At 59.9% G+C, this 25,098-nt stretch carries 22 protein-coding genes; 12 read left to right on the plus strand and 10 right to left on the minus strand.

The window, feature by feature from the left end; all coding sequences use genetic code 11:
- Window positions 1-17: 17 nt before the first annotated feature.
- Window positions 18-263, minus strand: a complete 246-nt coding sequence (locus AB5Y71_RS07325; protein WP_064340815.1) for a hypothetical protein — start codon at window positions 261-263, stop codon at window positions 18-20.
- A gap of 116 nt (window positions 264-379) precedes the next feature.
- On the opposite strand from AB5Y71_RS07325, the gene AB5Y71_RS07330 reads away from it, so the two are divergent.
- On the plus strand, window positions 380-1,288 hold the full coding sequence (locus AB5Y71_RS07330; protein ID WP_368171299.1) for a LysR family transcriptional regulator: 909 nt from the start codon (window positions 380-382) through the stop codon (window positions 1,286-1,288).
- Between the two features lie 92 nt (window positions 1,289-1,380).
- On the opposite strand, the gene AB5Y71_RS07335 is transcribed toward AB5Y71_RS07330, so the two are convergent.
- The 4 genes from AB5Y71_RS07335 to AB5Y71_RS07350 all read right to left on the minus strand — a co-directional run bounded on the left by AB5Y71_RS07335 (window position 1,381) and on the right by AB5Y71_RS07350 (window position 5,087).
- Complete coding sequence (locus AB5Y71_RS07335; RefSeq protein ID WP_368171300.1) at window positions 1,381-2,319, minus strand: diguanylate cyclase; 939 nt, start codon at window positions 2,317-2,319, stop codon at window positions 1,381-1,383.
- 199 nt (window positions 2,320-2,518) lie between these two features.
- The gene (locus AB5Y71_RS07340; protein WP_139429385.1) at window positions 2,519-3,175 is read right to left on the minus strand and encodes an excalibur calcium-binding domain-containing protein; all 657 of its coding nucleotides are present in this window, start codon (window positions 3,173-3,175) and stop codon (window positions 2,519-2,521) included.
- A gap of 132 nt (window positions 3,176-3,307) precedes the next feature.
- Window positions 3,308-3,874, minus strand: a complete 567-nt coding sequence (locus tag AB5Y71_RS07345; protein ID WP_101529542.1) for a cysteine hydrolase family protein — start codon at window positions 3,872-3,874, stop codon at window positions 3,308-3,310.
- A 49-nt stretch (window positions 3,875-3,923) separates the two neighbouring features.
- On the minus strand, window positions 3,924-5,087 hold the full coding sequence (locus tag AB5Y71_RS07350; RefSeq protein WP_042061083.1) for an FAD-dependent oxidoreductase: 1,164 nt from the start codon (window positions 5,085-5,087) through the stop codon (window positions 3,924-3,926).
- 265 nt (window positions 5,088-5,352) lie between these two features.
- Here AB5Y71_RS07350 and miaB point away from each other — a divergent pair, with 265 nt between their 5' ends.
- From miaB to lnt, 5 genes are all read left to right on the plus strand, one after another.
- Complete coding sequence (miaB, locus tag AB5Y71_RS07355; RefSeq protein ID WP_042054725.1) at window positions 5,353-6,786, plus strand: tRNA (N6-isopentenyl adenosine(37)-C2)-methylthiotransferase MiaB; 1,434 nt, start codon at window positions 5,353-5,355, stop codon at window positions 6,784-6,786.
- Between the two features lie 54 nt (window positions 6,787-6,840).
- Window positions 6,841-7,890: a PhoH family protein gene (locus AB5Y71_RS07360; protein WP_368171301.1), complete on the plus strand. Its 1,050-nt coding sequence runs from the start codon at window positions 6,841-6,843 to the stop codon at window positions 7,888-7,890.
- A complete protein-coding gene (gene ybeY, locus AB5Y71_RS07365) occupies window positions 7,887-8,351 on the plus strand; it encodes an rRNA maturation RNase YbeY (protein WP_005354089.1) in 465 nt (154 codons plus the stop codon). Before AB5Y71_RS07360 ends, ybeY begins: the two co-directional genes overlap by 4 nt.
- Window positions 8,352-8,446: 95 nt before the next feature.
- Window positions 8,447-9,331 (plus strand): CNNM family magnesium/cobalt transport protein CorC, encoded by an 885-nt coding sequence (gene corC, locus AB5Y71_RS07370; RefSeq protein WP_005354092.1) that lies wholly within the window; start codon window positions 8,447-8,449, stop codon window positions 9,329-9,331.
- A 148-nt stretch (window positions 9,332-9,479) separates the two neighbouring features.
- Window positions 9,480-11,024 (plus strand): apolipoprotein N-acyltransferase, encoded by a 1,545-nt coding sequence (lnt, locus tag AB5Y71_RS07375; protein WP_204482716.1) that lies wholly within the window; start codon window positions 9,480-9,482, stop codon window positions 11,022-11,024.
- A gap of 66 nt (window positions 11,025-11,090) precedes the next feature.
- On the opposite strand, the gene AB5Y71_RS07380 is transcribed toward lnt, so the two are convergent.
- The 3 genes from AB5Y71_RS07380 to AB5Y71_RS07390 form a co-directional block, all read right to left on the minus strand.
- Window positions 11,091-12,275 (minus strand): MerR family transcriptional regulator, encoded by a 1,185-nt coding sequence (locus tag AB5Y71_RS07380; RefSeq protein ID WP_368171302.1) that lies wholly within the window; start codon window positions 12,273-12,275, stop codon window positions 11,091-11,093.
- Between the two features lie 177 nt (window positions 12,276-12,452).
- Complete coding sequence (gene recJ, locus AB5Y71_RS07385) at window positions 12,453-14,183, minus strand: single-stranded-DNA-specific exonuclease RecJ (RefSeq protein WP_368171303.1); 1,731 nt, start codon at window positions 14,181-14,183, stop codon at window positions 12,453-12,455.
- Window positions 14,149-14,796 carry a disulfide isomerase DsbC N-terminal domain-containing protein gene (locus AB5Y71_RS07390; RefSeq protein WP_005335146.1) on the minus strand — a complete coding sequence of 216 codons (648 nt, stop codon included), beginning with the start codon at window positions 14,794-14,796 and terminating at the stop codon, window positions 14,149-14,151. The genes recJ and AB5Y71_RS07390 overlap by 35 nt, the downstream gene beginning before the upstream one ends.
- A gap of 316 nt (window positions 14,797-15,112) precedes the next feature.
- Between AB5Y71_RS07390 and mscL the strand changes: the two genes are divergently transcribed.
- A complete protein-coding gene (gene mscL, locus AB5Y71_RS07395) occupies window positions 15,113-15,523 on the plus strand; it encodes a large-conductance mechanosensitive channel protein MscL (RefSeq protein WP_005354103.1) in 411 nt (136 codons plus the stop codon).
- Between the two features lie 86 nt (window positions 15,524-15,609).
- The gene (locus tag AB5Y71_RS07400; RefSeq protein WP_139460536.1) at window positions 15,610-17,145 is read left to right on the plus strand and encodes a diguanylate cyclase; all 1,536 of its coding nucleotides are present in this window, start codon (window positions 15,610-15,612) and stop codon (window positions 17,143-17,145) included.
- On the opposite strand, the gene xerD is transcribed toward AB5Y71_RS07400, so the two are convergent.
- Complete coding sequence (gene xerD / locus AB5Y71_RS07405; RefSeq protein ID WP_368171304.1) at window positions 17,142-18,041, minus strand: site-specific tyrosine recombinase XerD; 900 nt, start codon at window positions 18,039-18,041, stop codon at window positions 17,142-17,144. The genes AB5Y71_RS07400 and xerD overlap by 4 nt on opposite strands.
- A 250-nt stretch (window positions 18,042-18,291) precedes the next feature.
- Between xerD and fldB the strand changes: the two genes are divergently transcribed.
- From fldB to AB5Y71_RS07420, 3 genes are all read left to right on the plus strand, one after another.
- Window positions 18,292-18,810: a flavodoxin FldB gene (gene fldB, locus AB5Y71_RS07410; RefSeq protein ID WP_005335151.1), complete on the plus strand. Its 519-nt coding sequence runs from the start codon at window positions 18,292-18,294 to the stop codon at window positions 18,808-18,810.
- A 202-nt stretch (window positions 18,811-19,012) separates the two neighbouring features.
- Complete coding sequence (locus AB5Y71_RS07415; protein ID WP_368171305.1) at window positions 19,013-20,413, plus strand: TldD/PmbA family protein; 1,401 nt, start codon at window positions 19,013-19,015, stop codon at window positions 20,411-20,413.
- Window positions 20,413-21,753: a TldD/PmbA family protein gene (locus AB5Y71_RS07420; RefSeq protein ID WP_201942430.1), complete on the plus strand. Its 1,341-nt coding sequence runs from the start codon at window positions 20,413-20,415 to the stop codon at window positions 21,751-21,753. Before AB5Y71_RS07415 ends, AB5Y71_RS07420 begins: the two co-directional genes overlap by 1 nt.
- An 84-nt stretch (window positions 21,754-21,837) precedes the next feature.
- Here the strand turns inward: AB5Y71_RS07420 and AB5Y71_RS07425 are convergent, their stop codons facing one another.
- A complete protein-coding gene (locus tag AB5Y71_RS07425; protein WP_058059281.1) occupies window positions 21,838-22,332 on the minus strand; it encodes a zinc ribbon-containing protein in 495 nt (164 codons plus the stop codon).
- 145 nt (window positions 22,333-22,477) lie between these two features.
- Between AB5Y71_RS07425 and leuS the strand changes: the two genes are divergently transcribed.
- Window positions 22,478-25,054: a leucine--tRNA ligase gene (gene leuS / locus AB5Y71_RS07430; RefSeq protein ID WP_236293657.1), complete on the plus strand. Its 2,577-nt coding sequence runs from the start codon at window positions 22,478-22,480 to the stop codon at window positions 25,052-25,054.
- Window positions 25,055-25,098 lie beyond the last annotated feature (44 nt).

Consider the following 25,098-nt stretch of genomic DNA (forward strand, 5'->3'; position numbering starts at 1 on the left):
AGCACTCATACAGACACTCATACAGGCACCCCGGCCAGCTCGGGCAGAGAGCCAGAGAGCGCATCGGCAAAGGCCTGCTGCTGGGCGGCACGCTCATAACAGGCGAGTGCCTGCTCGGTACTGCCTGCCCACACTTGCAAGGGGCCGACCACAAACCCCTGTTGCAGCAGGCTGGCGAGCAGCTCCCCCGTCTCCGGGGCCGCCAATGGCTGGGCCAGCACCAGGGTGCCCTTGATCAAAAAGAGATAGCGTTGGGTAGACATGATATGGCTCCTTGTTCCGGTTCAGAGGAGGGCGATTCCCCCCTTGCCGAGCCATTAGAACAAGGCGATTAGATAATTTATAATCAATAAATCGCCACTTTGGATAACCAATTGGAATGAAATTCGACTTGAGGCAACTGCAGGCGTTTGTGACGCTGGCCGACACCGCCAACTACCGGGAAGCGGCCAGCCGCCTCTTTATCACCCAACCGGCCCTCACCAAGCAGATCCAGGGGCTGGAGCAGACGCTGGGCTGCACCCTGTTCAAGCGGGGCCGCCATGGTGCCCAGCTGACGGCGCTCGGTGCTCAGCTACTCACTCAGGCGAGTGCGCTGGTCGAGCACGGTCGGGAGTTCGAAAGCCATGCGCTGGCGGTGGCGAGCGGCGTGGCCGGTCGGCTCAAGATTGGCTTCGGTCTGTCGAGTTTCGCACTGGCCCCTGCGCTGGTAGCTCGCTTCAAACAGCAGGTCACGGACGTGATGGTCCATCTGCAGGATATGCCCTCCGCCATCCAGCAGGAGCAGCTGATCTCCGGCCAGTTGCAGCTTGGCTTTATGCGCAGACCTCAGATGCCGCAGTTGCAGGAGCACAGACTGCTGATCGACCGGCTGGTGCTGGCGGTGCCGACACGGATGACCGAGCCAGACCCGGCCGCATTCGACGTCCAGCAGGCACTGACCAGTCAACCCCTGTTGCAAATGGTGGGCCACCGCTGCCCTGGGCTCAGCCAGCAGATCGCCGGTTTTCTCGGCGCCAATCGGCTGACCGGCATGGTCCAGGAGGCCGAGGATATCCAGACGCTGGTGGCATTGGTCGCGGCGGGCATCGGCAACGCCATCCTGCCGCGCAGCGTCAGCTTTATCGCAGGGCCCGATGTCACCCTCTATCCCCTCTCTGCTCCCAGCTCCGAGTGGGAGGTCAGCATGGTATGGAATCCGGACTTTGCCGACCCCATCCGGGATAACTTCGTCAGGCAGGTGATCGCCAGCCATCCCCTGCCGGTGTCGGCCACGCCCGAGCGCTGAAACCAACGCTCGCTGGTAGCTAACATCGTGCCACGTCAAAACAGTTCGCCCCCATCAAGGGGGCGCATGCAGGACAAAAGCGGCAATGCGGCTCAACAGCTGGCGCAGTGGCTACGGTTTTTACCCGCCCCCTTGGCGCAATAAAGCGCCGCATCGGCCGCGGCCAGCAACGCCCCTTCCCCCTCCAGCAGTTGCTCTGCCGTGTAGGTGGCAATGCCAATGCTGGCGCTAAGCTGAATATTATTTGCCACCACGATGTCGAGATCGTTGATGGCCTGGCGAATCTCCTCTCCAATCCGCTGGGCCGCATCTCGATCGGTATTGCCGAGGATCAGGGCAAACTCGTCACCACCAAAACGGCAGGGCAGATCCGCCGGACGCTGGCAGAATGATTGCAGAAGATGGCCCACCAGCTGGAGGGAGCCATCCCCCATCTGATGACCAAGATGGTCATTGCACGCCTTGAAGTTATCCAGATCCAGCATGATGAGGGAGAGCGGGGTATGTTCACGCATGCTGCGCCGCCACTCGTTATGCAAAAAGCTGTTGAACAGCCGCCGATTGGCCAGTCCGGTCAGGGGATCATGTTGGGAGAGGCTGGCAACTTCCAGCTCCAGCAACTTGCGCTCGGTGATATTGATATGGGCGATGGAAAAATACTCGGCGTCAAGTCCGGGTACCGGCGCTACTCGCATCATAAACCAGCGCTGAGTGTCGGGGCTGTGGCAGGGGTATTCCAGATAGAACTTCTCCTGTTGATGACGGATAACCCGGAGGATCCCCTCCACGGCAGCCAATCCAGAGGGCTCGGCTTCAGCGTCACAAGCCCCCATGTAATTGACCCCAATCCAGTTATATCCCTTGGGCATGCCGTTTTGCTCGGCAAACAGATCCCAGGCGAGATTGGTGTAATGGATCACGCCATCCCGATCTATCACCGATATCTGATCTTCCAGCGAATCCAGCAGCGCAGCCAGATGATGGGCTCGCTCGGCGAAGTGACTCTGCCGCGTCTGTATCTCATCCGCCATGGTGCCCATCCTGTGGCAAAAGTGGCATACCGCCATCTATTAACAATTTAGTCAGCAGATGGAGTAAAGCACCCCGTTCCCACTTAGCCAACTGAGACCAAATTTCACCATCGAACACTATCCGGCAAGGTTTCTGGCCAGTTTCCCTGTTCCGGATAACAAGAGCACATCATGAGCATATGTATTTGATAAGTCACATTTAATGACCACACCACTGATTTTCGCAGGGGATGCCATCGCCCTCTCCATCCATTTTGGTGTTCGGGCAATGTTGCAAAAACCAGGTTGCCTCCTCGCAGGAGGTCATCTGGGAGCAATGCTGCCGACCATCACACTGGCGAATAAAGGTCGTTGCCTGTGGCGTGCTGACCTCCTCCTGATTGAAAGAGGAGACCGGCAATGGCGCCATCGACTCGGTCGAGAAACGGGAATAGATGGAAAAGAGGCCGACGAGCACCAGCAGGGGGATCAGTTTGCCACTCCAGCTGCTCTTGCGACGTCGATAGGGGTTACTCCGCTCTCTGGTAGAAGTGGGTCTTGGCGGCTGACTTGCCGCCCGAAACGATGGCGCCGCTGATGATGCGGCCGACGGCACGGCATCCGCCAACGTGAGCGGGCGATCGGGGAAAAAGACCTGCAACGCCCTTGGCTTGCCATCCTGGCCACTGCCGATCAGATAGGTGACACGCTCCCCCGGCTCGGGCACGCGGCCATCTGATTGCAGCGCCGTAACATGCACAAACAGCCCTGCACTGCGTGCTCCATTGATTGCCTGCTCGGCGCCATTTTGCTCCGGCGTAATAAATCCAAAGCCGCGCGCCTCGTTCCAGCTCGCGATCCGTCCCTGATAACGCATCTGTCCATCCTTGTTGTTATCCATGTGAGCACTATATTGCCCGACAATCATGTTGCCCAAAAGCGCTGCGGCCCGACAGGGAGCCGCTGAGTCAATCTCAACACGGTGCTCGGGTGATGCCTGCGTTAAGGATCAAGCCAGCCGGGACACCTTGATGATCTCGGCGATGCGACCCAGCATCCGCAGCGAGGTGTGATGCTCGGTGGCATCTGCGGCGGCGCAGGCATCCTCCAGAATGGTGATGGCGTAGTCGCGATCGTGACCATCCCGCGCCGCCGCCTGAATGGCCCAGCTGGTGCTCACCCCGCACAGATAGAGGTGGTCGATGTGGTTGGCCCGCAGCGCAGGCTCCAGCGCCGTGCCATAGAAGGGGCTGACCCTGGGCTTGGTCAGCACCAGATCGCCGGGCTGCACATCCAGATCAGGATGAAAGTCGGTGCCGCTGTCAGCCAAAGAGAGCGCCCCCAACTGGTGAGCGCGACCAAACATGGGAGACCCCTTGGGTTGCAGCTGATAGCCGCCGTCAAAGCCCACCTTGATCAGCACCACCAGCCAGCCGTGAGCGCGGGCATGGGCCAGCGCCTGATTGGCATGCGCAATGGCATCCTGCTCCAGCACATGGGCTGCGGAGGCGGCAATGCGCCCGTCGGGGTGGGCGATGTCGTTGATAAAATCGATCACCAGCAGTGCCTTGTTCATCACCTTTGCTCCTTCGCGCATTCAGCCCGTGCTATCTGGTTTCTACCTGTCAAACCAGCCCCAGTGCATAGCGCAGCGCCATCTCCTTCAATGGGCCCGCCTTGTCCGCCAGATTGAGAGCAAGATTGCGGGCCAGCTTGAGCGGGCCAATCTCATTGCTGAATACCCCGTAGAAGAGATCCATCCCCGACTGCATCAGCAGGTTGTCGGGACGACGGCGCCGCTCGTAACGCTCGGCCAATGCCAGCTGATGCCAGTCGGCGCCAGCTCCTTGCAGCAGATCAGCCCAGCAGGCCACATCCTTGAAGCCGAGGTTGACCCCCTGCCCCGCCAGCGGGTTGATGGTGTGGGCAGCATCGCCAAGCAGCACCACCCGACCGGCGTGGTAGTCGTTGGCGTGGCGGCGCACCAGCGGGAAGCTCCCCTTGCCGGTGACGGTAAATCCGCCGAGCCGGCTTGGGAAGTGGCGACGCACCTCGGCGGCAAGCCCTTCGTTGCTCATGGCTGCCAGCGCCCGGATCCGGGCCGGGCTGTCATACCACACCAGAGAGCCGTGCTGGCCGGGCAGCGGCAGGAAGGCGCGCGGACCGCTCGGGGTGAACTGCTGCCAGGTGATATCTTCCTGCGCAAAGTCGGTGTCGATATTGATCAGCATGCAGTGCTGGCGGTACTCGAAGCGCGATACACCGATACCCGCCAGCTTGCGGGTGTGGGATTCAGCACCGTCACAGGCCAGCACCCAGCGGGCCGCCAGCTCGGTGCCATCATCCAGAGTCAGCACAGCTTCATCCGCACTCTGGCGCAGGCTGGTCACCGCCGCCGGGGTGTGGGTCTGGATGGTGGGAAAATCCTCCATCCGTTTGAGCAGGGCGAGCTGCACCAGCCGGTTTTCGATGATGTAGCCGAGCTGGGGCAGGCCAAGATCGGCGGCATTGAAGCGGGTGGCAAAACCGTCCAGCTCCCAGGTCTCCAGTCGGCGGTAGGGGCAGAGTCGCATCTGCTGCAGATGGTGCCAGGCACCGGCCTGCTCCAGCAGCGCCACCGAGGCCTGACTGATGGCGGAGACCCGCAGATCCAGCGGCTGCTCCGGCGCGTAATGCTCCGGCAGTTGGGTCTCGATGACCCGCACCGAGAGGCCCTGAGCCGCCAGCAGACAGGCGGTGGCGGCGCCCACCATGCCGGCGCCGACGATGGCGATATCACACTGTTCCATACATTTATTCCTGAAAGGGTGCGTCCGGCGACAGCGCCCGGACGTGAACCGGATGGCTGCATGATAGCGCAAGGGCGGCTGATAAACAGTGAGACAAACGGGGAATTGCTGCGTCAAATCAAGGAGAAAGCTTATTGAGCTTGCTGGCAACAGGTATCGGGTGAGCACCATTGCCAGCTGGATATTAGCTAGGCAGTATCCAGATTGCGGAGTAAAATGCGCGGTCCTTTGACCATGCCGATTTCAAAACAAGTCAAGAGAAGCAATGAGCAAGAAACTTCACATTAAAACCTGGGGTTGCCAGATGAACGAGTATGACTCGTCCAAAATGGCCGACCTGTTGGATGCCAGCAATGGCTACACCCTTACCGAAGAGCCCGAAGAGGCAGATGTCTTGCTGCTGAATACCTGCTCCATCCGCGAAAAGGCGCAGGAGAAGGTGTTCCACCAGCTGGGACGCTGGAAAAAGCTCAAGGCCAACAAGCCCGGTCTGGTGATCGGCGTGGGTGGCTGCGTTGCCTCTCAGGAGGGCGATGCCATCCGCCAGCGCGCTCCCTATGTGGATATCGTGTTCGGCCCGCAGACCCTGCATCGCCTGCCCGCCATGATCAAGGAAGTGCAAGAGGGCCGTGGTGCCCAGGTTGATATCGCCTTCCCCGAGATCGAAAAATTCGACAGCCTGCCCGAACCGCGCGCCGAAGGGGCCACCGCGTTCGTCTCCATCATGGAAGGCTGCTCCAAATACTGTACTTACTGCGTGGTGCCCTACACCCGCGGTGAAGAGGTGAGCCGACCGCTGGACGACGTGCTCTACGAAATCGCCCAGCTCGCCCAGCAGGGCGTGCGCGAAGTGAACCTGCTCGGCCAGAACGTCAACGCCTACCGCGGTCCGACCTTTGATGGCGGCATCTGCACCTTCGCCGAGTTGCTGCGTCTGGTGGCCGCCATCGACGGTATCGATCGCATTCGCTACACCACCAGCCACCCGATCGAGTTCACCGACGACATCATCGAAGTCTACAAAGACACTCCGGAAGTGGTCAGCTTCCTGCACCTGCCGGTGCAGAGCGGCTCCGACCGTATTCTGACCATGATGAAGCGCCCGCACACCATCCTGGAGTACAAATCCAAGATCCGTCGCCTGCGTGCCGCCCGTCCCGACATCACCATCAGCTCCGACTTCATCGTTGGCTTCCCGAACGAGACGGACGAAGACTTTGAAGCGACCATGAAGTTGATCGAGGATGTGGGTTTCGACATGAGCTTCAGCTTCATCTTCAGTCCGCGCCCGGGCACCCCGGCCGCCGACATGCCAGACGATGTCGACATGGAAGTGAAGAAAGCCCGTCTGGCCCGCCTGCAGCACGTCATCAACAACCAGGCGATGCAGATTGGCCGTGCCATGCTGGGCACCACCCAGCGCATCCTGGTGGAAGGGCCCTCCAAGCTCGACCCGATGCAGCTGTGTGGCCGCACCGAGAACAACCGGGTGGTCAACTTCGAAGGCCTGCACACCCTGATCGGCGGCTTTGCCGACGTGGAGATCACCGAGGTGCGTCCCAACTCCCTGCGCGGCAAGTTCATCCGCGGCGAGAGCGAGATGAACCTGCGGATCGCCACCGCCCCGAGCGAAATCCTGGCCCGTCGCCCGGATAACGTACCGGACGAGCTGGGCGTTGCCGCCTTCACTCCCCATTAATCCCCTCCTCCCCATTCGCCCGGCGGATGGGGAGCGCCTTGAGACGAGGATATTTTGAGCCGACACATCTCGACCCTGAATCTGCATCTGGAGCCCGCCGACAACCAGCGCCTTGCCAGCCTGTGCGGCCCCTTCGATGACAACATCAAGCAGCTGGAGCGCCGCCTCGGCGTCGAGATCAGCTACCGTGACAGCCACTTCCAGCTGGTGGGCAAACCGGCCCAGCTGGATGCCGCCGCCGTCATCCTCAAACACCTCTATGTGGAAACCCAGCCCCTCAAGGGTGGCAAGGTGACCGACATCACTCCCGACATGGTCCATCTGGCTATTCAGGAGTCGCGAGTGCTGGAGCAGGATGACGAACCGGCGCCGAGCATCCCCTATGGCAAGGAGGTGACGGTCAAGACCAAGCGCGGTCTCATCAAGCCACGCAGCCCAAATCAGGCCCAGTACATTGCCAATATCGTGCGCCACGATATCTGCTTCGGCATAGGCCCGGCCGGTACCGGCAAGACCTATCTGGCGGTCGCGGCAGCAGTGGATGCGCTGGAGCGTCAGGAAATTCGCCGCATTCTGCTGACCCGTCCGGCGGTGGAAGCGGGGGAGAAGCTGGGCTTCCTGCCCGGGGATCTCTCCCAGAAGGTGGATCCTTACCTGCGCCCGCTCTACGACGCCCTGTTCGAGATGCTGGGCTTTGAGCGGGTCGAGAAGCTGATGGAGCGCAATATCATCGAGGTGGCGCCGCTCGCCTATATGCGCGGAAGAACCCTCAATGACGCCTTTATCATTCTCGATGAGGCCCAGAACACCACCACCGAGCAGATGAAGATGTTCCTCACCCGCATCGGCTTCAACTCCAAGGCCGTGGTCACCGGCGACATCACCCAGGTAGACCTGCCGCGCAACGCCAAATCCGGCCTGCGCCACGCGCTGGAAGTGCTGCCAGGGGTCGATGGTCTGTCGTTCAACTTCTTCGAGTCCAAAGACGTGGTGCGCCACCCGGTGGTGGCCCGTATCGTGCAGGCTTACGAGGCATTCGATGCCAAACAGGCAACCGAGAAGGTGGCCGGCCAAACAAACTCCAGCAAAGAGAGTGAGCAATGAGCGTAACCCTGGATCTGCAACTGGCCAGTGCCAGCACTGACGGCCTGCCCACCGAAGCCCAGCTGCAAGGCTGGCTCGACGGCACCATTCTCGGCTTCCAGCAGGAGGCAGAAGTGACGGTGCGTATCGTCGACGAGGCGGAGAGCAACGAGCTCAACCTCACCTATCGCGGCAAGGACAAGCCCACCAACGTGCTCTCCTTCCCGTTCGAGGCGCCACCCGGTCTGGAGCTGCCGCTGCTCGGCGATCTGGTGATCTGCCGTCAGGTGGTAGAGCGCGAGGCCGAGGAGCAGGGCAAGCCCCTCATGGCCCACTGGGCCCACATGGTTGTGCACGGCAGTCTGCATCTGCTAGGTTATGACCATATCGAGGATGAGGAAGCCGAAGAGATGGAAGCGCTTGAGCGCGACATCATGCAGGAGCTCGGTTTTGCCGATCCTTATCTGAACGACGAAGAGTAAAGAACCGGATGGTCATCGTCTTGAAACAGCAGATGGCCATCCTTATATAACCCGAACTATTTCAAGTGTGTTTAAGCGAGTAACCAAGAGAAAAAATGACCGACGATCACCCTAGTACCGGCTCGCCGAAGAAAACCTGGCTCGACAAACTCAGCCAACTCTTCCAGGGCGAGCCAAAAGACCGCAATGATTTGGTAGACGTGATAGCCGATGCCGAAGAGCGCGACCTCATCGATCAGGACACCAAGGACATGATCGAGGGGGTGCTGGAGATCGCCGATCTTCGCGTGCGCGATATCATGATCCCCCGCTCCCAGATGGTGACCATCGAGAAGTCCCAGCCGGTGGATGCAATCCTGCCGGTGATTATCGAGTCCGGCCACTCCCGCTTCCCGGTGATCAACGAGGACAAGGATCATGTGGAGGGGATTCTGCTCGCCAAGGATCTGCTTCCCTTCGGGTTTGGCGGCCATCACGCCAGCGAGCCGCTGCAGCTCGAGAAAATCTTGCGCCCCACGGTGATCGTACCGGAAAGCAAACGGGTTGACCGTCTGCTCAAGGAGTTCCGTGAAGAGCGCTACCACATGGCCATCGTGGTCGACGAATTTGGTGGCGTCTCCGGTCTGGTGACCATCGAAGACATACTGGAACTGATCGTTGGCGAGATCGACGACGAGTTTGACGACATCGAGGATGAGCCGGACGAGATCCGCCGCCTCAGCAAGCGGGTCTTCTCCATCAGCGCCCTGACCGAGATCGAGGATTTCAACGACTTCTTCGGCACCAAATTCAGCGATGAAGAGGTGGATACGGTAGGCGGTCTGGTGATGCACGCCTTCAGCCACCTGCCAAAGAAGGGCGAGGAGATCGAGCTGGACGGCTACCTGTTCAAGGTGATGCATGCCGACCGGCGCCGTCTGCAGCAGCTGCAGGTGAAGATCCCCGAGCACCACGCGGCGGCGCAATCCGAGCCGCAATAAGCAGATCCGCTCGATGTGTGAAACAACGCCCCGACCTCGGGGCGTTGTGCTCTCTGCCACCGGCATCGAGGCTCGCCGTTGCCCCGCTTACAGGTTAAGATACCGGCCATTCGACCCCAGTTTCACACCAAGACGAGCACCATCGCCCGTGAGATTATCCCCTGTTACTTCCAAAATTCTGTTAAGCCTCAGTGCATTGGCCTCTGGTGCCATCGCCGTGCTGGCCTTCTCCCCCTTCGGCTACTGGCCGCTGGTGATCCCCTCCCTGCTTGGCCTCTACGCCCTGCTGGACAAAGCCACGCCGAAACAGGCCGCCTGGCGCGGTTTTGGCTACGCCATGGGACTCTTTTTACCGGGGCTGTGGTGGATCCATGTCAGCATGACCGAGTTTGGCGGCATCCCGCTGCCGGTCGCCTTTGTGCTGCTGGCCGGGCTCTCCGCCTATCTGGCACTCTACCCGACGCTCGCCTGCTGGGTCTTTGCCCGCTTCTTTGGCGGCCGTCACTGGAGCCGCTGGCTGCTCGCCTTCCCGGCACTGTGGTTGGTAGCTGACTGGCTGCGCGGCTGGGTGATGACCGGCTTCCCCTGGCTCTGGTTTGGCTACAGCCAGATCGACGGCCCGCTCAAGGGATTTGCTCCCATTCTCGGGGTACAGGGCATCACCCTAGCACTGCTATTCTCCGCCTCCGCCATTTGGCTGGTGTGGAAATCCCGCTCGCCACTGTGGCTGGCGGTGCCCGCCCTGCTGGTGGCCGGTGCCCACGGTCTGATGCAGCTCAACTGGGTGACCCGTGGCGAGCCGGTCAAGGTGGCGCTGGTGCAGGGCAATATCGCCCAATCCCTCAAATGGGATCCGGAGGCGCTGGCCCCCACGGTGCGCACCTATCAGGACTTGAGCCGCGAGAATCAGGATGCCGACATCATCATCTGGCCGGAGTCGGCGATCCCGGCCATCGAGAAGGCGATGGGCCCCTATCTGGAGAATCTGGACAAGGCGATGAAGGTGAACGATACCGGCCTGCTGGCTGGGATCATCCACTACGACGAGCAGCAACAGCGCTTCTACAATACCGTGCTCGGCATGGGGGTGCAGGATGCGGATGGCAAGGAGTCCTACTTCTACAACCACCCCAACCGCTACAACAAATACCACCTGCTGCCCATCGGCGAGTTCGTGCCCTTTGAAGATCTGCTGCGCCCCATCGCCCCCTTCTTCAACCTGCCGATGTCCTCCTTCAGCCGGGGTGACGAGGTGCAGCCCAACCTGATCGCCAAGGGGCTCAAGTTTGCCGCCGCCATCTGCTACGAGATCATCTTCCCGGAGGAGGTACGCCGCAACGTCAATGCCGATACCGACTTCCTGCTGACCGTCTCCAACGATGCCTGGTTCGGCACCAGCATCGGCCCGTGGCAACATATGGAGATCGCTCGGATGCGCGCGCTGGAGCTGGCTCGTCCGCTGCTGCGGGACACCAACACCGGCATCACCATCGTGACCGAGATCGATGGCAGCATCATCGGCCAAATCCCGCAGTTTGAAGCGGGCGTGCTGCGCAGCGAGGTACGTCCCGCCCACGGCGAGACCCCCTACATGCGCTTTGGCAGCTGGCCCCTCTATGGCCTGACCGTGCTGCTGCTGGGTCTGGCGCTGGCGCTGCGCCCCAAGGCGCACCCCTGGGCCCGCGAGCTGTAATGGCCATCCGCAATCCCTGATAAACAACGAGGCGCCCGCAGGCGCCTCGTTGTTTACGACAACTTATCACGCATCTTTTTGCAGGCAGCAGATCACATAGCCGTAACTGCCCAGATATTGGCGGTGGATGGCCACTTCCCGGTTCAAGTCCTGCCAGGCGGCACTCTCCCCCAGCTCGTCTCGATAGCGCACCAGATTGACCTCGATAGGGTCCAGATAGTTGTTCCAGGCGCTCATCGGCAACGGAGTGTGTGACAGGCAGCGGTAGCCTGCCGCTTGTATCGTCTCAAGCAGGCCCGCCAGCGTCTGCATGGCGGGATAATCTTGCTGCCAGAATGCCAACGCCTCCTCGGGCGGGTTATCGGTCAGCCAGACCGCCTCACTGAGCACGATGCAAGCCTGCGGGCTCGCGAGCAGCGGGCGCCACGCCTTCAGTGCATTGGCAACCCCCATCACATAAGCGCTCCCCTCTGCCCAGATGAGGTCGGCCGGGGCCAGCTCGTCCGGCAGTGCCGCCATGTTGGCGCAGAGGGTGGAGACATGCTCAAAGCCCGCTGCACGGGCGGAGTGCGCCACGGCGGCCAGTGCCTCCTCTTCCAGATCGATGGCTACGATGGCGGCATCGGTCACCTGAGCCAGCGCCATGGTCGAGGCACCGCGCCCGCAGCCCATGTCGAGGATCCGGCGCGGCCGGATGGGCAAGGCGGCAAACTGCTGCTGGGTGAAGGAGCGATCCCCCGGCCCCCAGTAACTCATGCCATCCAGCAGCTGGATAAAGTCCTTGATGTAACGCTCATGTTCATTCATGTCTTTGCTCAACCATTGCAAGTGGTAGCGATCTTTCTCGCTAAAACCCTGTTTCATCACCCACGCGAAGTAGGCCTCCGGTGCCTCGCGCTGCAGTTGCAGCTGCCAGACCTTGAATTCCTCACCGGAGCGCGGGCGCAGCCCTGCCAGATCCGCCAACAGATCCCGGGCACGCTGCATCCGCGCCAGCTCCTCATCCAGCTCCCTGACCCGGGCCTGCAATGCCGCTTGATCTATCTCGCCAGCCAGACAGGCGAGGCACTGCTTGAGGCTGAGACCACCCGCCTGCAGGGCCTGCACCATATGCAGTCGTTGCAGATCCCCCTCGTCATAGTGGCGATAGCCGTTGGCGGCCCGGGTGCCGGCAATCACCCCCAGCTTCTCGCAATAGAGCAGGGTGGAGCGGGCGAGGCCGCAGCGGCGGGCCAGTTCGGATATTTTCATGGCAATTACTCACGGTGCGGGCCCTCAGGTGACCCGATAGAGACGAGCTTAAACTGTGAAGCTATAGACGGGTCAACGCCCTTTTCCAGAAATCCGCCAACAAAAACGGCCACCCGAGGGTGGCCGTTGTCAGCGCTATCTGTGATAAAGCGGCGATAGAGCAGCTATGCTACCGGCTCAGAGACCGGCTGCCTCCAAATGCTCCACCAGCAGCTGCACGCTGCGGTTGCCACGCCACTCGTTGACGTCAAGCCGGTAGACAAGCCGCACCCGCTTGACCGAGGCATCGGGCCAGCGCTTGAGATCGACGCCAAAGGCGATGGCATCCACCGCGTGACCGGAATCGGTTGTCAGCATCATCTTGAGGTGCTTCTCCCCCACCAGCCGCTGCTGCACCAGCACGAACTCGCCGTCAAACAGTGGCTCGGGGAAGGCCTGACCCCAGGGGCCGGAGGCGCGAATCAGCTCCGCCAGCTCGATATTGAGTTCGTCCGGCAACAACTCGCCATCGGTGAGCAACACCCCGGTCAAAAGCTCCGGTGTCACCAGCTCGCTGATGACCGCCTCAAAGGCCCGACCGAACGCCTCGATATTGGCCTTGGGGAGGGTCAGCCCCGCGGCCATGGCGTGGCCGCCAAACTTGCCCATCAGGCCTGGATGACGGGTATCGAGCAGTTCCAGCGCATCGCGCAGGTGCACCCCGGGAATGGAGCGGCCGGAGCCCTTGAGCTCGGTCTCGCTGCTCTCGGCAAAGGCAATGACCGGGCGGTAGTACTTCTCCTTCACCTTGGAGGCCACCAGCCCCACCACCCCCTGATGCCACTCATTGCGGTGCAGCACTATGCCCGACGGCACCTCGCCATCGCGAAACCGGATCTGCTCCAGAGTGGCGAGGGCCTCCTGCTGCATCCCCTGCTCAATCTCCTTGCGCTCCTGATTGAGGCTGTCCATCTCGGCCGCAAGCTGGCGTGCCAGATTGAGATCATCGCAGAGCAGACAGGCGACCCCAAGGGACATATCATCGAGGCGCCCTACCGCATTGAGGCGTGGCCCCAGCGCAAAACCGAGGTCGGCGGCGGTGAGGCGGCGACCATCGCGGCCCGACACATCCACCAGCGCCTGAATGCCGGGGCGACAGCGGCCGGCCCGGATCCGCTGCAAGCCCTGATGGACCAGGATGCGGTTGTTGCCATCGAGCGCCACCACGTCGGCGACCGTACCAAGAGCCACCAGATCGAGGTAATCCGCCACATTGGGGGCTCGCAACCCTTGCCGTTCGTACCAGCCGAGCTGACGCAGATGGGTGTTGAGGGCCGCCATCAGGTAGAAGGCCACCCCCACCCCGGCCAGCGACTTGGAGGGGAAATCGCAACCGCGCTGGTTAGGGTTGACGATGGCATCGGCATCAGGCAGCTCCTGACCCGGCAAATGGTGATCGGTAACCAGTACCTGCATACCAGCCGCCTTGGCAGCCGCCACCCCGGCGATGCTGGAGATGCCGTTATCCACCGTGATCAGGAACTCGGCGCCGCGCGCCACCGCCAGCTCGACAATTTCGGGGGTAAGGCCGTAGCCAAACTCGAAGCGGTTGGGCACCAGAAAATCGATGTGGCGACCGCCCATGGCGCGCAGGGCCAGCACACACAGGGCGGAGCTGGTGGCACCATCGCAGTCGAAGTCGCCGACGATAAGGATCCGTTTCTGGGCAGTCAGGGCATCGGCCAGCAGCGGCACCGCCTGCTCCATCCCATAGAGGCGCTGGGGCGGCAACAGCTGGCTGGCGCTGCGCTCCAGCAGGGCGGGATCCTCTACGCCACGGCTGGCGAAGATTTGGCGAAGCAGGGGATGCAGGGTGGCAGGCAGATGGGAATCATCAACTCGCGGACGACGACGGATTTGCAGGGACATCAATATGATCCAGTATCTTGAGCAGCTGTTCGGGGCTCTGATACCCGCGCACCAGATCCCCGTCGGAGGAGACCCAGGCCGGCAGTACCTTGACCCCCAACCATTGGCTCAGGCCAATATTTTGGATAAGGGTCTCACTACATGCCGTTTGAGGCAAATAGGCTTTTAACGGATCATTTTGCAGCAGGGGATCGCTGCACCAGTCGGCGGCCCGTTCGGCGTGATCAATCACCGGATAGAGAGCCACGCTCACCCCGGATGCCTGCAGGTGTTGCAAGGTGCCGGAGAGCTGACGACGCTTTGCGTCCTGCTCGCCGAGAAACAGCGCGACCCGGTGACGCTCATCCCGAGCCTTGAGCACGATGGGGGCATGGGCCACCTGTGCCAAGCCAAGTCGGCGCTGCTCGCGCATACCCGAGATGGTCAGGTTCTTCATGTCGCGGGTCATATCCAGCATGACCCCCTGCACCACATAATCCCCTTTGGCATCGCTGTAGAGCACCCCCTGCGAGGTGCCCAGCATATACAACCCTGCGATCGGGGTCGGTTCAACCAGATAGACGGGGACCCCCAGCCGGGCCGTGATGGTCTGTTTCAAGGCTTGGGTATCCATCCCCGCTCTGGCAGCAAATGTGCACAAAAGCATCATTCCCAGTAGTAAATACTTCACTTGTTTACTCACGTGGTATGAATGAATCGACCCAGCAAACTACAGCAGCACAGCTCATCATTCAACCAGCTACTTACCAAAAAATTAATATCACTTTGTACCAAAAAAATGGCTCCCCCCGATTGCCAAGGACTCATAACGCCCGCAAGCTAGTCAGGACGACAGGAACAACGCGGCTTAGCCTCTGTTTTTCCTGACGAGAGTTCGCCCTTTGGCAAGGGTAATCAACGCGCTATCTTGTTTAATTTCGGAGGAAATAATGAGTCTGATTCAAGAGTTCAAAGCCTTTGCCGCCCGCGGCAACGTCATCGATATGGCGGTCGGTATTATCATTGGTGCCGCCTTCGGCAAAATTGTCTCCTCTTTTGTCGGTGACGTGATCATGCCGCCCATCGGCCTGATCCTGGGCGGCGTGGACTTCAGCGACCTGGCGGTCACCCTGAAGGCCGCAGAAGGGACAACACCTGCCGTGGTCATCGCCTATGGTAAGTTCATCCAGACCATCATCGACTTTCTGATCATCTCTTTTGCCATCTTCATGGGACTGAAAGCCATCAACACCCTCAAGAAGAAGCAGGAAGAGGAAGCCGCTGCCCCGGCAGGCCCGACCAAGGATCAGGAGCTGCTGACCGAGATCCGTGATCTGCTGAAATCTCAACAGGAGCGTTAAGCCGACTCCCCAGACTGGTGTGTATGTGTGTCACGATGCCCATGGGCTATGGTTAGATGGCGTAAAGTTATATAGGCGTCGTGACTATGCAAACCTCCACTGCTGCAAACTCCAATCACAGCTTTATTCTCCGTTTTCTTTTGCTGCTTGCACTGCCACTTGTTTTGACCACATTGGGTAGTGCGTACCTTTTTGCCGTCATGCAAAAAAATACCTTGCTGAATACAATGCGATTTTTCAACGACAGCACTGGCCAGCAATGGGATAATTCTATCGCCTCGGTAGAGCGCCAAATAAATATATTCATTGGTGATATAGACAAGAATACAGGTGACTTACCGCCAGCCTTAAAATCTCGCTATCATGACATATGGAAGTATATGCTTTACCCAGAAGGCCCCGTGAAAACCGTATATTATTCATTACGCAACAATGAACAACTCAGCTTCTCTCTTCACCCATTACCAGAGACAATCAATCATGCTGAAAGACCGTGGTACCGTAATGCGATTAATCATCCTGGCACAAGTGTCTGGAGCGCCCCTTATATTGATGCAGTAGAAAAAACACCAGTCGTTACCCTCTCCCATGCCGTCTTGAATCAACAGGGGGAGTTTCTTGGCGTGATAGGTATAGATCTTAACCTTAAGGTATTTTCTGCAAGAATTGGGCGTATTCTTGAGAGCAGTGACAAGGTGACTTACATGCTGTTTGATAGAGAAAGCCAGATGATCATCGCACACAGCGACCCGCTGGAAAATGGCAAGACGCTGACAAAAACTTGGTTAGCAGAAATAAAAGGTAGAAATGGTACACTGATGGATAACGACGGGGACCTCATTTCGTTTCATGCTCTACACAAAAATCCATCATGGCTGGTTATCACTATTTTCCCTTTCAAGAGCAGTATTTTGATTGGAGAAATCCTCCCGAACATATTTATCACCCTTGTATTGTCACTATCGATATTCACACTGGTTGCCATTATTTTCAGACAACGTCTGGAGCATACTATCAGCACATTAGTACAAGTTGTTAGACAATTGCGTATTACCCCTCCGGGGCAACAGATTATTATCCCCAAGCTGGCTGGCATAGAGGAGCTGGAGGATGAAATCGTGATGATTTCAGACAAAATGCAGGCCGAAACAGAAAAATCGCTGCGTGATGCATTAACCGGCTTGTACAACCGCCGTCATTTGGAAGAGGCGCTCGCCACTCTACATAAAGAAAATAGCCAATACATATTGGCAATTATCGACATTGATAACTTCAAAAAAATAAATGATACCTATGGTCATCCCATCGGTGATGCCGTTTTGAAACGCACTGCCCAGCTTGGTAGCCAATTGCTGGAGGAACAGGCAACCCTGTGCCGCTTTGGGGGGGAAGAACTGGTCGCTATTTTTGAACAGACTGATATTGCCAACGCGCAGAAGTTGATGGAGCAGTGGCGTATCAGCATGGGGCAACAGGATTGGCGTGAAAAGGGCCTAAGCGTCTCCTTTAGCGGTGGCATTGCCGAATCCCTGAATGATGCCCCAGACAGTGTGATGGCCCGCGCCGATGCAGCCCTGTATCAGGCTAAACAAGCGGGCAAAAATCGCCTGCAACAGGCTTAAGCACGGGGGTGGTGCTCCCCGTGCAGCGCCTTGAGTCGCTCGTTGGCCACATGGGTGTAGATCTGGGTGGTGGAAAGATCCGCGTGACCCAGCAGCATCTGCACAACCCGCAGGTCTGCGCCGTGGTTGAGCAGATGGGTGGCAAAGGCGTGGCGCAAGGTATGGGGGGATAGCTCGCCGTTAATCCCGGCCCGCAGGGCATAGAGCTTGATGCGATGCCAGAAGGTCTGGCGGGTCATCATACGGGCCTGCTTGGAGGGAAACACCACATCCGAGCTGGTGCCCCCCAGCAGCAGGGTGCGGGCCTCGTGGTAGTAACGCTCCAGCCAGTGCATCGCCTCCTCTCCCATGGGTACCAGTCGCTCCTTGTTGCCCTTGCCCACCACACGCACCAAGCCCTGACGCAAACTGACATGCTCGGCGGTGAGCCCCACCAGCTCGGAAACCCGCAAGCCGGTGGCGTAGAGCAGCTCCAGCATCGCCTTGTCCCGCAGCTCCAGCGGGTCGTCCACCAGCGGCGCACTCAAGAGTGCCTCCACTTCCGCTTCGCTTAAATCGGAGGGGAGTTTTTTCGGCAGCTTGGGCCCCTCCAGCAGCACGGTCGGATCGTCACTGCGCAGCTTCTCGCGGTTGAGATACTGGTAAAAGCGGCGCAGGGCCGACAGGAAGCGGGCGGTGCTGCTGGCCGCAAACTGGTGATCGACCCGCCAGGCGAGGTAGTGCTGGATCTCGTCCATCCCCGCCAGCAGCAGCGAGCTCCCCTGCTCGTCGAGCCAGAGGGAGAACTTCTCCAGATCGCTGCGATAGGAGCTGACCGTGTTGTCAGACAATCCCCGCTCCAGCCAGAGGGCGTCGAGAAAGGGTTCAATCAGGGGATGGGGGTCGGGTTTGCTCATGGTGCGCTGCAATCAGGGGATCGATGGCCCATTGTAACGCGCCAACTCCTTGGAAAGACAAGGCACTTTCATTGGAAAGATAAGGCACGTTTGCCACACCCCTTGCCGGGCGGTGAAGGTCGAATGGCAATCTGCTAGACTGGCGCCCTCCCCTTACGTTACCCATCGTGTTGCCAACATGGCGCAGCCCACACGAGCATGCGAGAACGCGCCAAAAGCAAGCGAGAAAGCGCCAACAGAGAGTAGAGCGATGAAGATTGGTCTGTTTTACGGTTCCACCACCTGCTACACCGAGATGGCTGCCGAGAAGATCCGCGCCCTCATCGGCCCCGAGCTGGTGGATATTCACAATATCAAGGATGTCTCCCTGCGCCGGATGGAGGATTACGAGATCCTGATCCTCGGCATCTCCACCTGGGATTTTGGCGAACTGCAGGAGGACTGGGAGTCCCGCTGGGAAGATATCGCCGATCTCCATCTGGAGGGACGCATCGTGGCCCTGTTTGGCCTCGGCGATCAGCTCGGTTATGGCGAATGGTTCCAGGACGCCCTCGGCATGCTGCACGATCAGCTAGTGCCAAAAGGGGTCAAGCTGGTGGGTTACTGGCCCAACGAAGGGTACGAATTCGATGCCTCCAAGGCACTTATCGACGATGGTCGTCACTTCGTCGGGCTGGCGCTGGACGATGCCAATCAATATGACCAGACCGATCCGCGCATCGAGCAGTGGGTCGAGCAGATCCTGAGCGAAATCCACGCCCTGCTCTGACCTTTCCCACGTTTTGGCAAAACGACCCTGAGCGCCTGGCCCTGGCCGCCGGGCGCAGTTATCGCACCGATTTTCTCAATCGGTATCATCGCATGACGCTATAGCGACTTTTTTGTGCTGGTCTGCAACAATGGACTCGACATCCCATAACAATCAGAGCCGGATGTCGGAAGCAAACGGACAGACCAGAAAAGGATATTCTATGACCCCATTCTCCCTGTTGGCCCCCGCCATCGCCCGTGACGTGCTCGATCACGCGCTTGCGCTGGGTGCCGATTTTGCCGAGCTGTTTGTCGAGCGCAAGCGCCGCAGCCAGCTCAGCCTGCTCTCCAGCCAGATAGAGAACATCAGCGGCGGCCTCGATTTCGGCATCGGCGTGCGCCTCTGTTACGGCCACAAGGTGCTCTACGGCTACACCAATCTGGCCAACCGCGACGAGCTGCTGCGCATCGTCACCCTTCTGGCGGCCAAAGACCGCCGCGACCCCGTGGTGACCGCCACCGCCTTCGATTTCACCCGCCTGAGCGATCGCAACCCTGTGGCCCTGCCCCTGTCCGCAGACAAGCTGCTGGAGCAGAAGATCGCCTATCTGCACGCCATGGATGCGGCGGCCCGCGCCGAGAGCGGCAAGGTGAGCCAGTTCTCCGGCAACGTGCTGGGCTGGGAGCAGGAGGTGGAGATCTTCAACAGCGAAGGGGTGCAAGTGGCCGATCGCCGCCACTACAACCGCATCATGGCCCAGACCATCGCCATGGAAGGGAGCGAGCAGAGCGTCGGTTACGAGGCACCGGGGGCCCTGATGGGGTGGGAGCATGCCGATCGCATCGATCCGCGCGAGCTGGCGCTCACCGCCACCCGTCAGGCACTGGTGAAACTGGGCGCGGCTCCCTGCCCGAGCGGCACCCTGCCGGTCATCATGGAGAACGGCTTTGGCGGCGTCATCTTCCACGAAGCGTGCGGCCACCTGCTGGAGACCACCTCGGTGGCCAAAAAGGCGTCGGTATTCCACGACAAGATGGGCCAGCTCATCGCCAATCCGGTGGTCAATGCGGTGGACGAGGGACTGCAAGGCAACGCCTGGGGCTCCATCAACGTCGATGACGAGGGGATGGCGACCCAGCACACCCAGCTCATCAAGGACGGCGTCCTGACCGGTTTTCTGGTGGACAGAATGGGCGCCCTCAAGACCGGTTATTCCCGCACCGGATCGGGTCGGCGCGAATCCTACAAGTACGCCCCCACCTCGCGCATGCGCAACACCTATATCGAGCCGGGCAACCACAGCCTCGACGATATGCTGGCCACGGTAGAGCACGGCATCTACGCCAAGAAGATGGGGGGCGGCTCGGTACAGCCCGGCACCGGTGAATTCAACTTCAATGTGCAGGAGGCCTACCTCATCGAGCACGGCAAAATCACCAAACCGCTCAAATCAGCCACCCTGATCGGTACCGGCCCGCAGGTGCTGAAAGAGATCTCCATGGTGGGCCGCAATCTGGCGCTGGCCGCCGGTATGTGCGGCTCAGTCTCGGGCTCGGTCCCCACTTCGGTGGGCCAGCCGGCGCTGAAAGTGGACAATATTCTGGTGGGAGGGAACGCCTGATGAGCCAACTCGACATGAACCAACTGCTCACCCGCCTGCTGGATAAAGTGGCCGACCTCGGTGCCGAGGCAGACATCATCGCCAATCAGGAGAGAGCCTTCTCCCTCAAGGCAGACAAGGGCGAGCTGGGTGAATACAAGGTCACCAGCAGCCAGCAACTCGGTATTCGCCTGATCAAAGAGGGTCGGGTCGGCATCGCCTACTCGGAATCCCTCGATGAGCTGGCGCTTGATGCCATGCTGCAAGATGCGCTCGATGCCAGCCGCTTTGCCAAGGTTGACCCGGATCAGCGCATCTCGGTGGCCAATAGCCGGATCACCACAGATTGCGCCGAGATCAACCAGCCCGATACCACGCCGGTTGAGGAGAAGATCGCCCTGGCCCTGCGCCTCGAATCTGACATGCTGGCCATGCCCGATGTGAGCGGCGCCCCCTACAACAGCTTCTTCGAAGGGGAGAGCCAGCTCTGGCTCGCCAACAGTCAGGGTACCCTCTGCCAGCACGGCGAGTTCAGCGTCGGCTGCTACACCTCGGCGCTGGTGGAACGGGATGGCCGCCAGTCGATGCACTCGCAGGGGCAGTATGGCCGTCGCTTCGACGAGCTGGATAGCCAGGCCCTGATCGAGCAGATCTACGCCATCGCCGATGGACTACTGCCCGGTGAAGCGGTGCCGAGCGGTCGCTACAGCGTCATCTTCAGCACCAACTGCTTTGCCAGCCTGTTTGGCTGCTTTCAGGGTGTGCTGTCGGGCAAGTGGGCCCAGCAGGGGATCAACCCCTGGCGCAGCAAGGTCGGCCAGAGCGTGGCGTCACGCTGGCTTACTCTGGAAAGCCGGGTCTATATGCCTGGCGGCATGAACATCAAGGCGTTTGATGGCGAGGGGGCAGCCAGCTCGGATCTGCTGCTGATTGGCGAAGGGGAGCTGAAAACCCTGCTCCACAACAGCGCCACCGCCCGCCACTTTGGCGTCGCCAGCAACGGCTCGGCCGCCCGCGGCGCTCGCAGCGCCCTTGATGTAACCGCTCGCCACCTGGTGTTTGGCGCGGGCCCCCACTGTGAAGCGGAGGTGCAGAGCGGTGACTATCTGGAGCTGGTCAAGCTGGACGGCCTGCATTCCGGTGCCGATGCGGTGAGCGGCGACTTCTCCTTTGGCGCGTCAGGGTTCCTCTGCCGCGATGGAGTTCGCCTGCAACCGGTGCGCGGCATCACGGTAGCAGGCAACTTCTACCGCCTGCTGGGCGAGCTGGAAGCGGTCGGCGATACCCTGCACCACAACGACGGCAAGGGCTTCTACGCGCCGCAGATCCGTTTTGGTGGCCTCTCCGTCGCGGGCAAGTAAACGCCCCAACGAAACCTGCAAGCAAGAAAAAGGCGCCTGATGGCGCCTTTTTGCTCGTTATCTCGTCCGCATTGATGGCATGACTCAGGGCGAGAGCGGCTCGCGGTGATATTCGGCGCAGCCACATTCGGGGCAGGTATCGAGCTGCTGGGGGTGCAGCACGGTATGGCGCCAGCCACACTGGTCGCACACCATGACCCCCAGCCCCACCCAGTCACCCGCTTCGTAAACACCCTTGTGCTCCAGCTCATCGGCCAGCTCGCGCCACTCCACTTGGGCGCGGTCGGTCACATCCGCCAGCCAGGACCAGGCGGTGTCTTTGAGGGCCAGCATAAAGGCAGACTCTTCCACCTGCGCACTATCCTCATGGCGCCCCTCGTCATAGTTGCCCAGATCACGCTTCACGTACTCGGCGATGAGCGCCAGTTCGTCCTGAGTGAGGTCACTTGCTGCCTCCAGATAGGCCTGCACCTTGGCAATCATCCGGTTGAGGCGCTCCCCCTGGAACTCTTCAGTCTCTTGCCACTGTTTTTGCAGCTCGGCAATGAAGGCTTCGTACCCTTTTTGACGTTTGTCCATGGCTCTAACTCCTCTACTAAACCCTGATCTGGCCCGGCTTAAGGCCCAAGGGACGCTGGCGGTTGTTGCCGCCGCAGGATATGGGTATTCTATTGCGATTTCCCAGCTGATTTATCTATTCATTTCACAGATCCGGATGTCACCAATGCAAGAGCAATACGTTCCCCAATCAATCGAACCAGCAGTGCAAAAGCACTGGGATGCCAAGAAAACCTTCAAGGCCGTGGAGAAGGTAGACAAGGAGAAGTTCTACTGCCTGTCCATGTTCCCCTATCCGTCTGGTCGACTACACATGGGGCACGTTCGTAACTACACCATAGGTGATGTGATCTCCCGTTATCAACGCCTCAATGGCAAGAACGTGCTGCAACCCATAGGTTGGGATGCATTCGGTCTGCCGGCCGAGAACGCAGCGATCAAAAACAATACCGCACCGGCACCCTGGACCTACGAAAACATCGAATACATGAAGAACCAGCTGAAGATGCTGGGTCTGGGTTATGACTGGGATCGTGAAGTCGCCACCTGCAAACCGGATTACTACCGCTGGGAGCAGTGGTTCTTCACCAAGCTCTACGAGAAGGGTCTGGTCTACAAGAAGACCTCCTCCGTCAACTGGTGCCCGAACGACATGACAGTGCTGGCCAACGAGCAGGTGGTCGACAACTGCTGCTGGCGCTGTGACACCCCGGTGGAACAGAAAGAGATCCCCCAGTGGTTCATCAAGATCACCGACTACGCCGAAGAGCTGCTGAACGACATCGACAATCTGGAAGGCTGGCCGGAGATGGTCAAGACCATGCAGCGCAACTGGATTGGCCGCTCCGAAGGGGTCAACATCAGCTTCAATATCGAGGGTCAGGCTGAGCAGCTGGAGGTCTACACCACCCGTCCGGACACCTTCATGGGCGTCACCTATGTCGGTATCGCCGCTGGTCACCCGCTGGCGCTGCAAGCAGCCCAGAACAATCCTGAGCTGGCCGCTTTCATCGAAGAGTGCAAGAACACCAAGGTAGCCGAAGCGGAACTGGCTACCATGGAGAAGAAGGGCATGGCCACCGGCCTCTACGCCATTCACCCGCTGGATGGCCGCAAGGTACCGGTCTGGGTCGCCAACTTCGTGCTGATGAACTACGGCACCGGCGCCGTGATGGCGGTTCCGGCCCACGATCAGCGTGACTTCGAATTCGCCACCAAATATGGCCTCGACATCAAGGCGGTGATCAAGCCGGTTGATGGCGACGTCGACGTGAGCGAAGCCGCTTACACCGAGAAGGGCGTGCTGTTCAACTCCGGCGAGTTCGACGGTCTCGACTTCCAGGGCGCCTTCGATGCCATCGCCAGCAAGCTGGAAGGGCTCGGCAAGGGCAAGCGTACCGTCAACTACCGCCTGCGTGACTGGGGCGTCTCCCGTCAGCGTTACTGGGGCGCCCCCATCCCGATGCTGACCCTGGCTGACGGCACCGTAGTGCCGACGCCGGAAGACCAGCTGCCGGTGCTGCTGCCGGAAGATGTGGTGATGGATGGTATCCAGAGCCCGATCAAAGCTGACGCCGAGTGGGCCAAGACCACTTACAACGGTCAGGAAGCGTTCCGCGAGACCGATACCTTCGACACCTTTATGGAGTCCTCTTGGTACTACGCCCGCTACTGCTCCCCGGACTACGACAAGGGCATGCTGGATCCTGCTGCTGCCAACCACTGGCTGCCGGTGGATCAGTACATCGGCGGTATCGAGCACGCCTGTATGCACCTGCTCTACGCCCGCTTCTTCCACAAGCTGCTGCGTGACGCCGGTCTGGTCAACAGCGATGAGCCGTTCAAGCGTCTGCTCTGTCAGGGCATGGTGCTGGCCGATGCCTTCTACTACAAGGACGAAAAAGGCGGCAACGTCTGGGTCAGCCCGACCGACGTCAAGGTAGAGCGTGACGAGAAGGGTCGCATCACCAAGGCCATCGACAACGAAGGCCGTGAGGTAATGCACTCCGGCATGACCAAGATGTCCAAGTCCAAGAACAACGGCATCGACCCGCAGCTGATGGTCGAGCGTTACGGCGCCGATACCGTCCGTCTGTTCATGATGTTCGCCTCTCCGGCCGAGATGACCCTGGAGTGGTCCGACTCCGGCGTAGAGGGGGCCCAGCGCTTCCTGCGTCGCCTGTGGCGCGTCACCTTCGAACACGTTTCCGGTGGCGCCGTTGCCGCTCTGGATGTGGCTGCTCTCACCAACGAGCAGAAAGCGGTACGCCGTGAACTGCACAAGACCATCGCCAAGGTGAGCGATGACGTGGGTCGCCGTCAGACCTTCAACACCGCCATCGCCGCCATCATGGAGCTGATGAACAATCTCTCCAAGCTCGGCAACGACGAGCAGGACCGCGCCCTGATGCAGGAAGCGCTGGAAGCTGTGGTAGTCATGCTCTACCCCATCACCCCGCACATCGGCTTCGAGCTGTGGAAGATGCTGGGCAAGGGCGACGACATCGATCACGCAGCCTGGCCGGTGGCCGATGAAGCGGCCATGGTCGAGACCGAGAAGCTGGTGGTGGTGCAGATCAACGGCAAGATGCGCGGCAAACTGACCGTGCCGGCCGAGATCAGCCAGGCTGATGTCGAGAAGCTGGCGATGGCCGATGCTTCCGTGCAGAAGTTCACCGACGGTCTGACCGTGCGCAAGGTGATCTATGTACCTGGCAAGCTGCTCAATATTGTCGCTAACTAATTGGCTGCCAACTGATTGGTTACCAACTGATCATTGCCAATCTG

It is taken from the genome of Aeromonas sp. R9-2, from assembly GCF_040908025.1.
Taxonomy (GTDB): Bacteria; Pseudomonadota; Gammaproteobacteria; order Enterobacterales; family Aeromonadaceae; genus Aeromonas; species Aeromonas veronii.

Excerpts from the sequence above, each read along its gene's own strand:
- AB5Y71_RS07345 (WP_101529542.1), bottom strand. The coding sequence starts at position 3,874 with ATGAACAAGGCACTGCTGGTGATCGATTTTATCAACGACATCGCCCAC.
- fldB (WP_005335151.1), top strand. The coding sequence starts at position 18,292 with ATGAAGATTGGTCTGTTTTACGGTTCCACCACCTGCTACACCGAGATG.
- recJ (WP_368171303.1), bottom strand. The coding sequence starts at position 14,183 with ATGTCCCTGCAAATCCGTCGTCGTCCGCGAGTTGATGATTCCCATCTG.
- ybeY (WP_005354089.1), top strand. The coding sequence starts at position 7,887 with ATGAGCGTAACCCTGGATCTGCAACTGGCCAGTGCCAGCACTGACGGC.
- AB5Y71_RS07325 (WP_064340815.1), bottom strand. The coding sequence starts at position 263 with ATGTCTACCCAACGCTATCTCTTTTTGATCAAGGGCACCCTGGTGCTG.
- AB5Y71_RS07400 (WP_139460536.1), top strand. The coding sequence starts at position 15,610 with ATGCAAACCTCCACTGCTGCAAACTCCAATCACAGCTTTATTCTCCGT.
- mscL (WP_005354103.1), top strand. The coding sequence starts at position 15,113 with ATGAGTCTGATTCAAGAGTTCAAAGCCTTTGCCGCCCGCGGCAACGTC.
- AB5Y71_RS07390 (WP_005335146.1), bottom strand. The coding sequence starts at position 14,796 with ATGGATACCCAAGCCTTGAAACAGACCATCACGGCCCGGCTGGGGGTC.
- AB5Y71_RS07415 (WP_368171305.1), top strand. The coding sequence starts at position 19,013 with ATGACCCCATTCTCCCTGTTGGCCCCCGCCATCGCCCGTGACGTGCTC.
- AB5Y71_RS07380 (WP_368171302.1), bottom strand. The coding sequence starts at position 12,275 with ATGAAAATATCCGAACTGGCCCGCCGCTGCGGCCTCGCCCGCTCCACC.
- AB5Y71_RS07350 (WP_042061083.1), bottom strand. The coding sequence starts at position 5,087 with ATGGAACAGTGTGATATCGCCATCGTCGGCGCCGGCATGGTGGGCGCC.
- miaB (WP_042054725.1), top strand. The coding sequence starts at position 5,353 with ATGAGCAAGAAACTTCACATTAAAACCTGGGGTTGCCAGATGAACGAG.
- corC (WP_005354092.1), top strand. The coding sequence starts at position 8,447 with ATGACCGACGATCACCCTAGTACCGGCTCGCCGAAGAAAACCTGGCTC.
- AB5Y71_RS07335 (WP_368171300.1), bottom strand. The coding sequence starts at position 2,319 with ATGGCGGATGAGATACAGACGCGGCAGAGTCACTTCGCCGAGCGAGCC.
- AB5Y71_RS07330 (WP_368171299.1), top strand. The coding sequence starts at position 380 with ATGAAATTCGACTTGAGGCAACTGCAGGCGTTTGTGACGCTGGCCGAC.
- AB5Y71_RS07425 (WP_058059281.1), bottom strand. The coding sequence starts at position 22,332 with ATGGACAAACGTCAAAAAGGGTACGAAGCCTTCATTGCCGAGCTGCAA.
- xerD (WP_368171304.1), bottom strand. The coding sequence starts at position 18,041 with ATGAGCAAACCCGACCCCCATCCCCTGATTGAACCCTTTCTCGACGCC.
- leuS (WP_236293657.1), top strand. The coding sequence starts at position 22,478 with ATGCAAGAGCAATACGTTCCCCAATCAATCGAACCAGCAGTGCAAAAG.
- AB5Y71_RS07340 (WP_139429385.1), bottom strand. The coding sequence starts at position 3,175 with ATGCGTTATCAGGGACGGATCGCGAGCTGGAACGAGGCGCGCGGCTTT.
- AB5Y71_RS07420 (WP_201942430.1), top strand. The coding sequence starts at position 20,413 with ATGAGCCAACTCGACATGAACCAACTGCTCACCCGCCTGCTGGATAAA.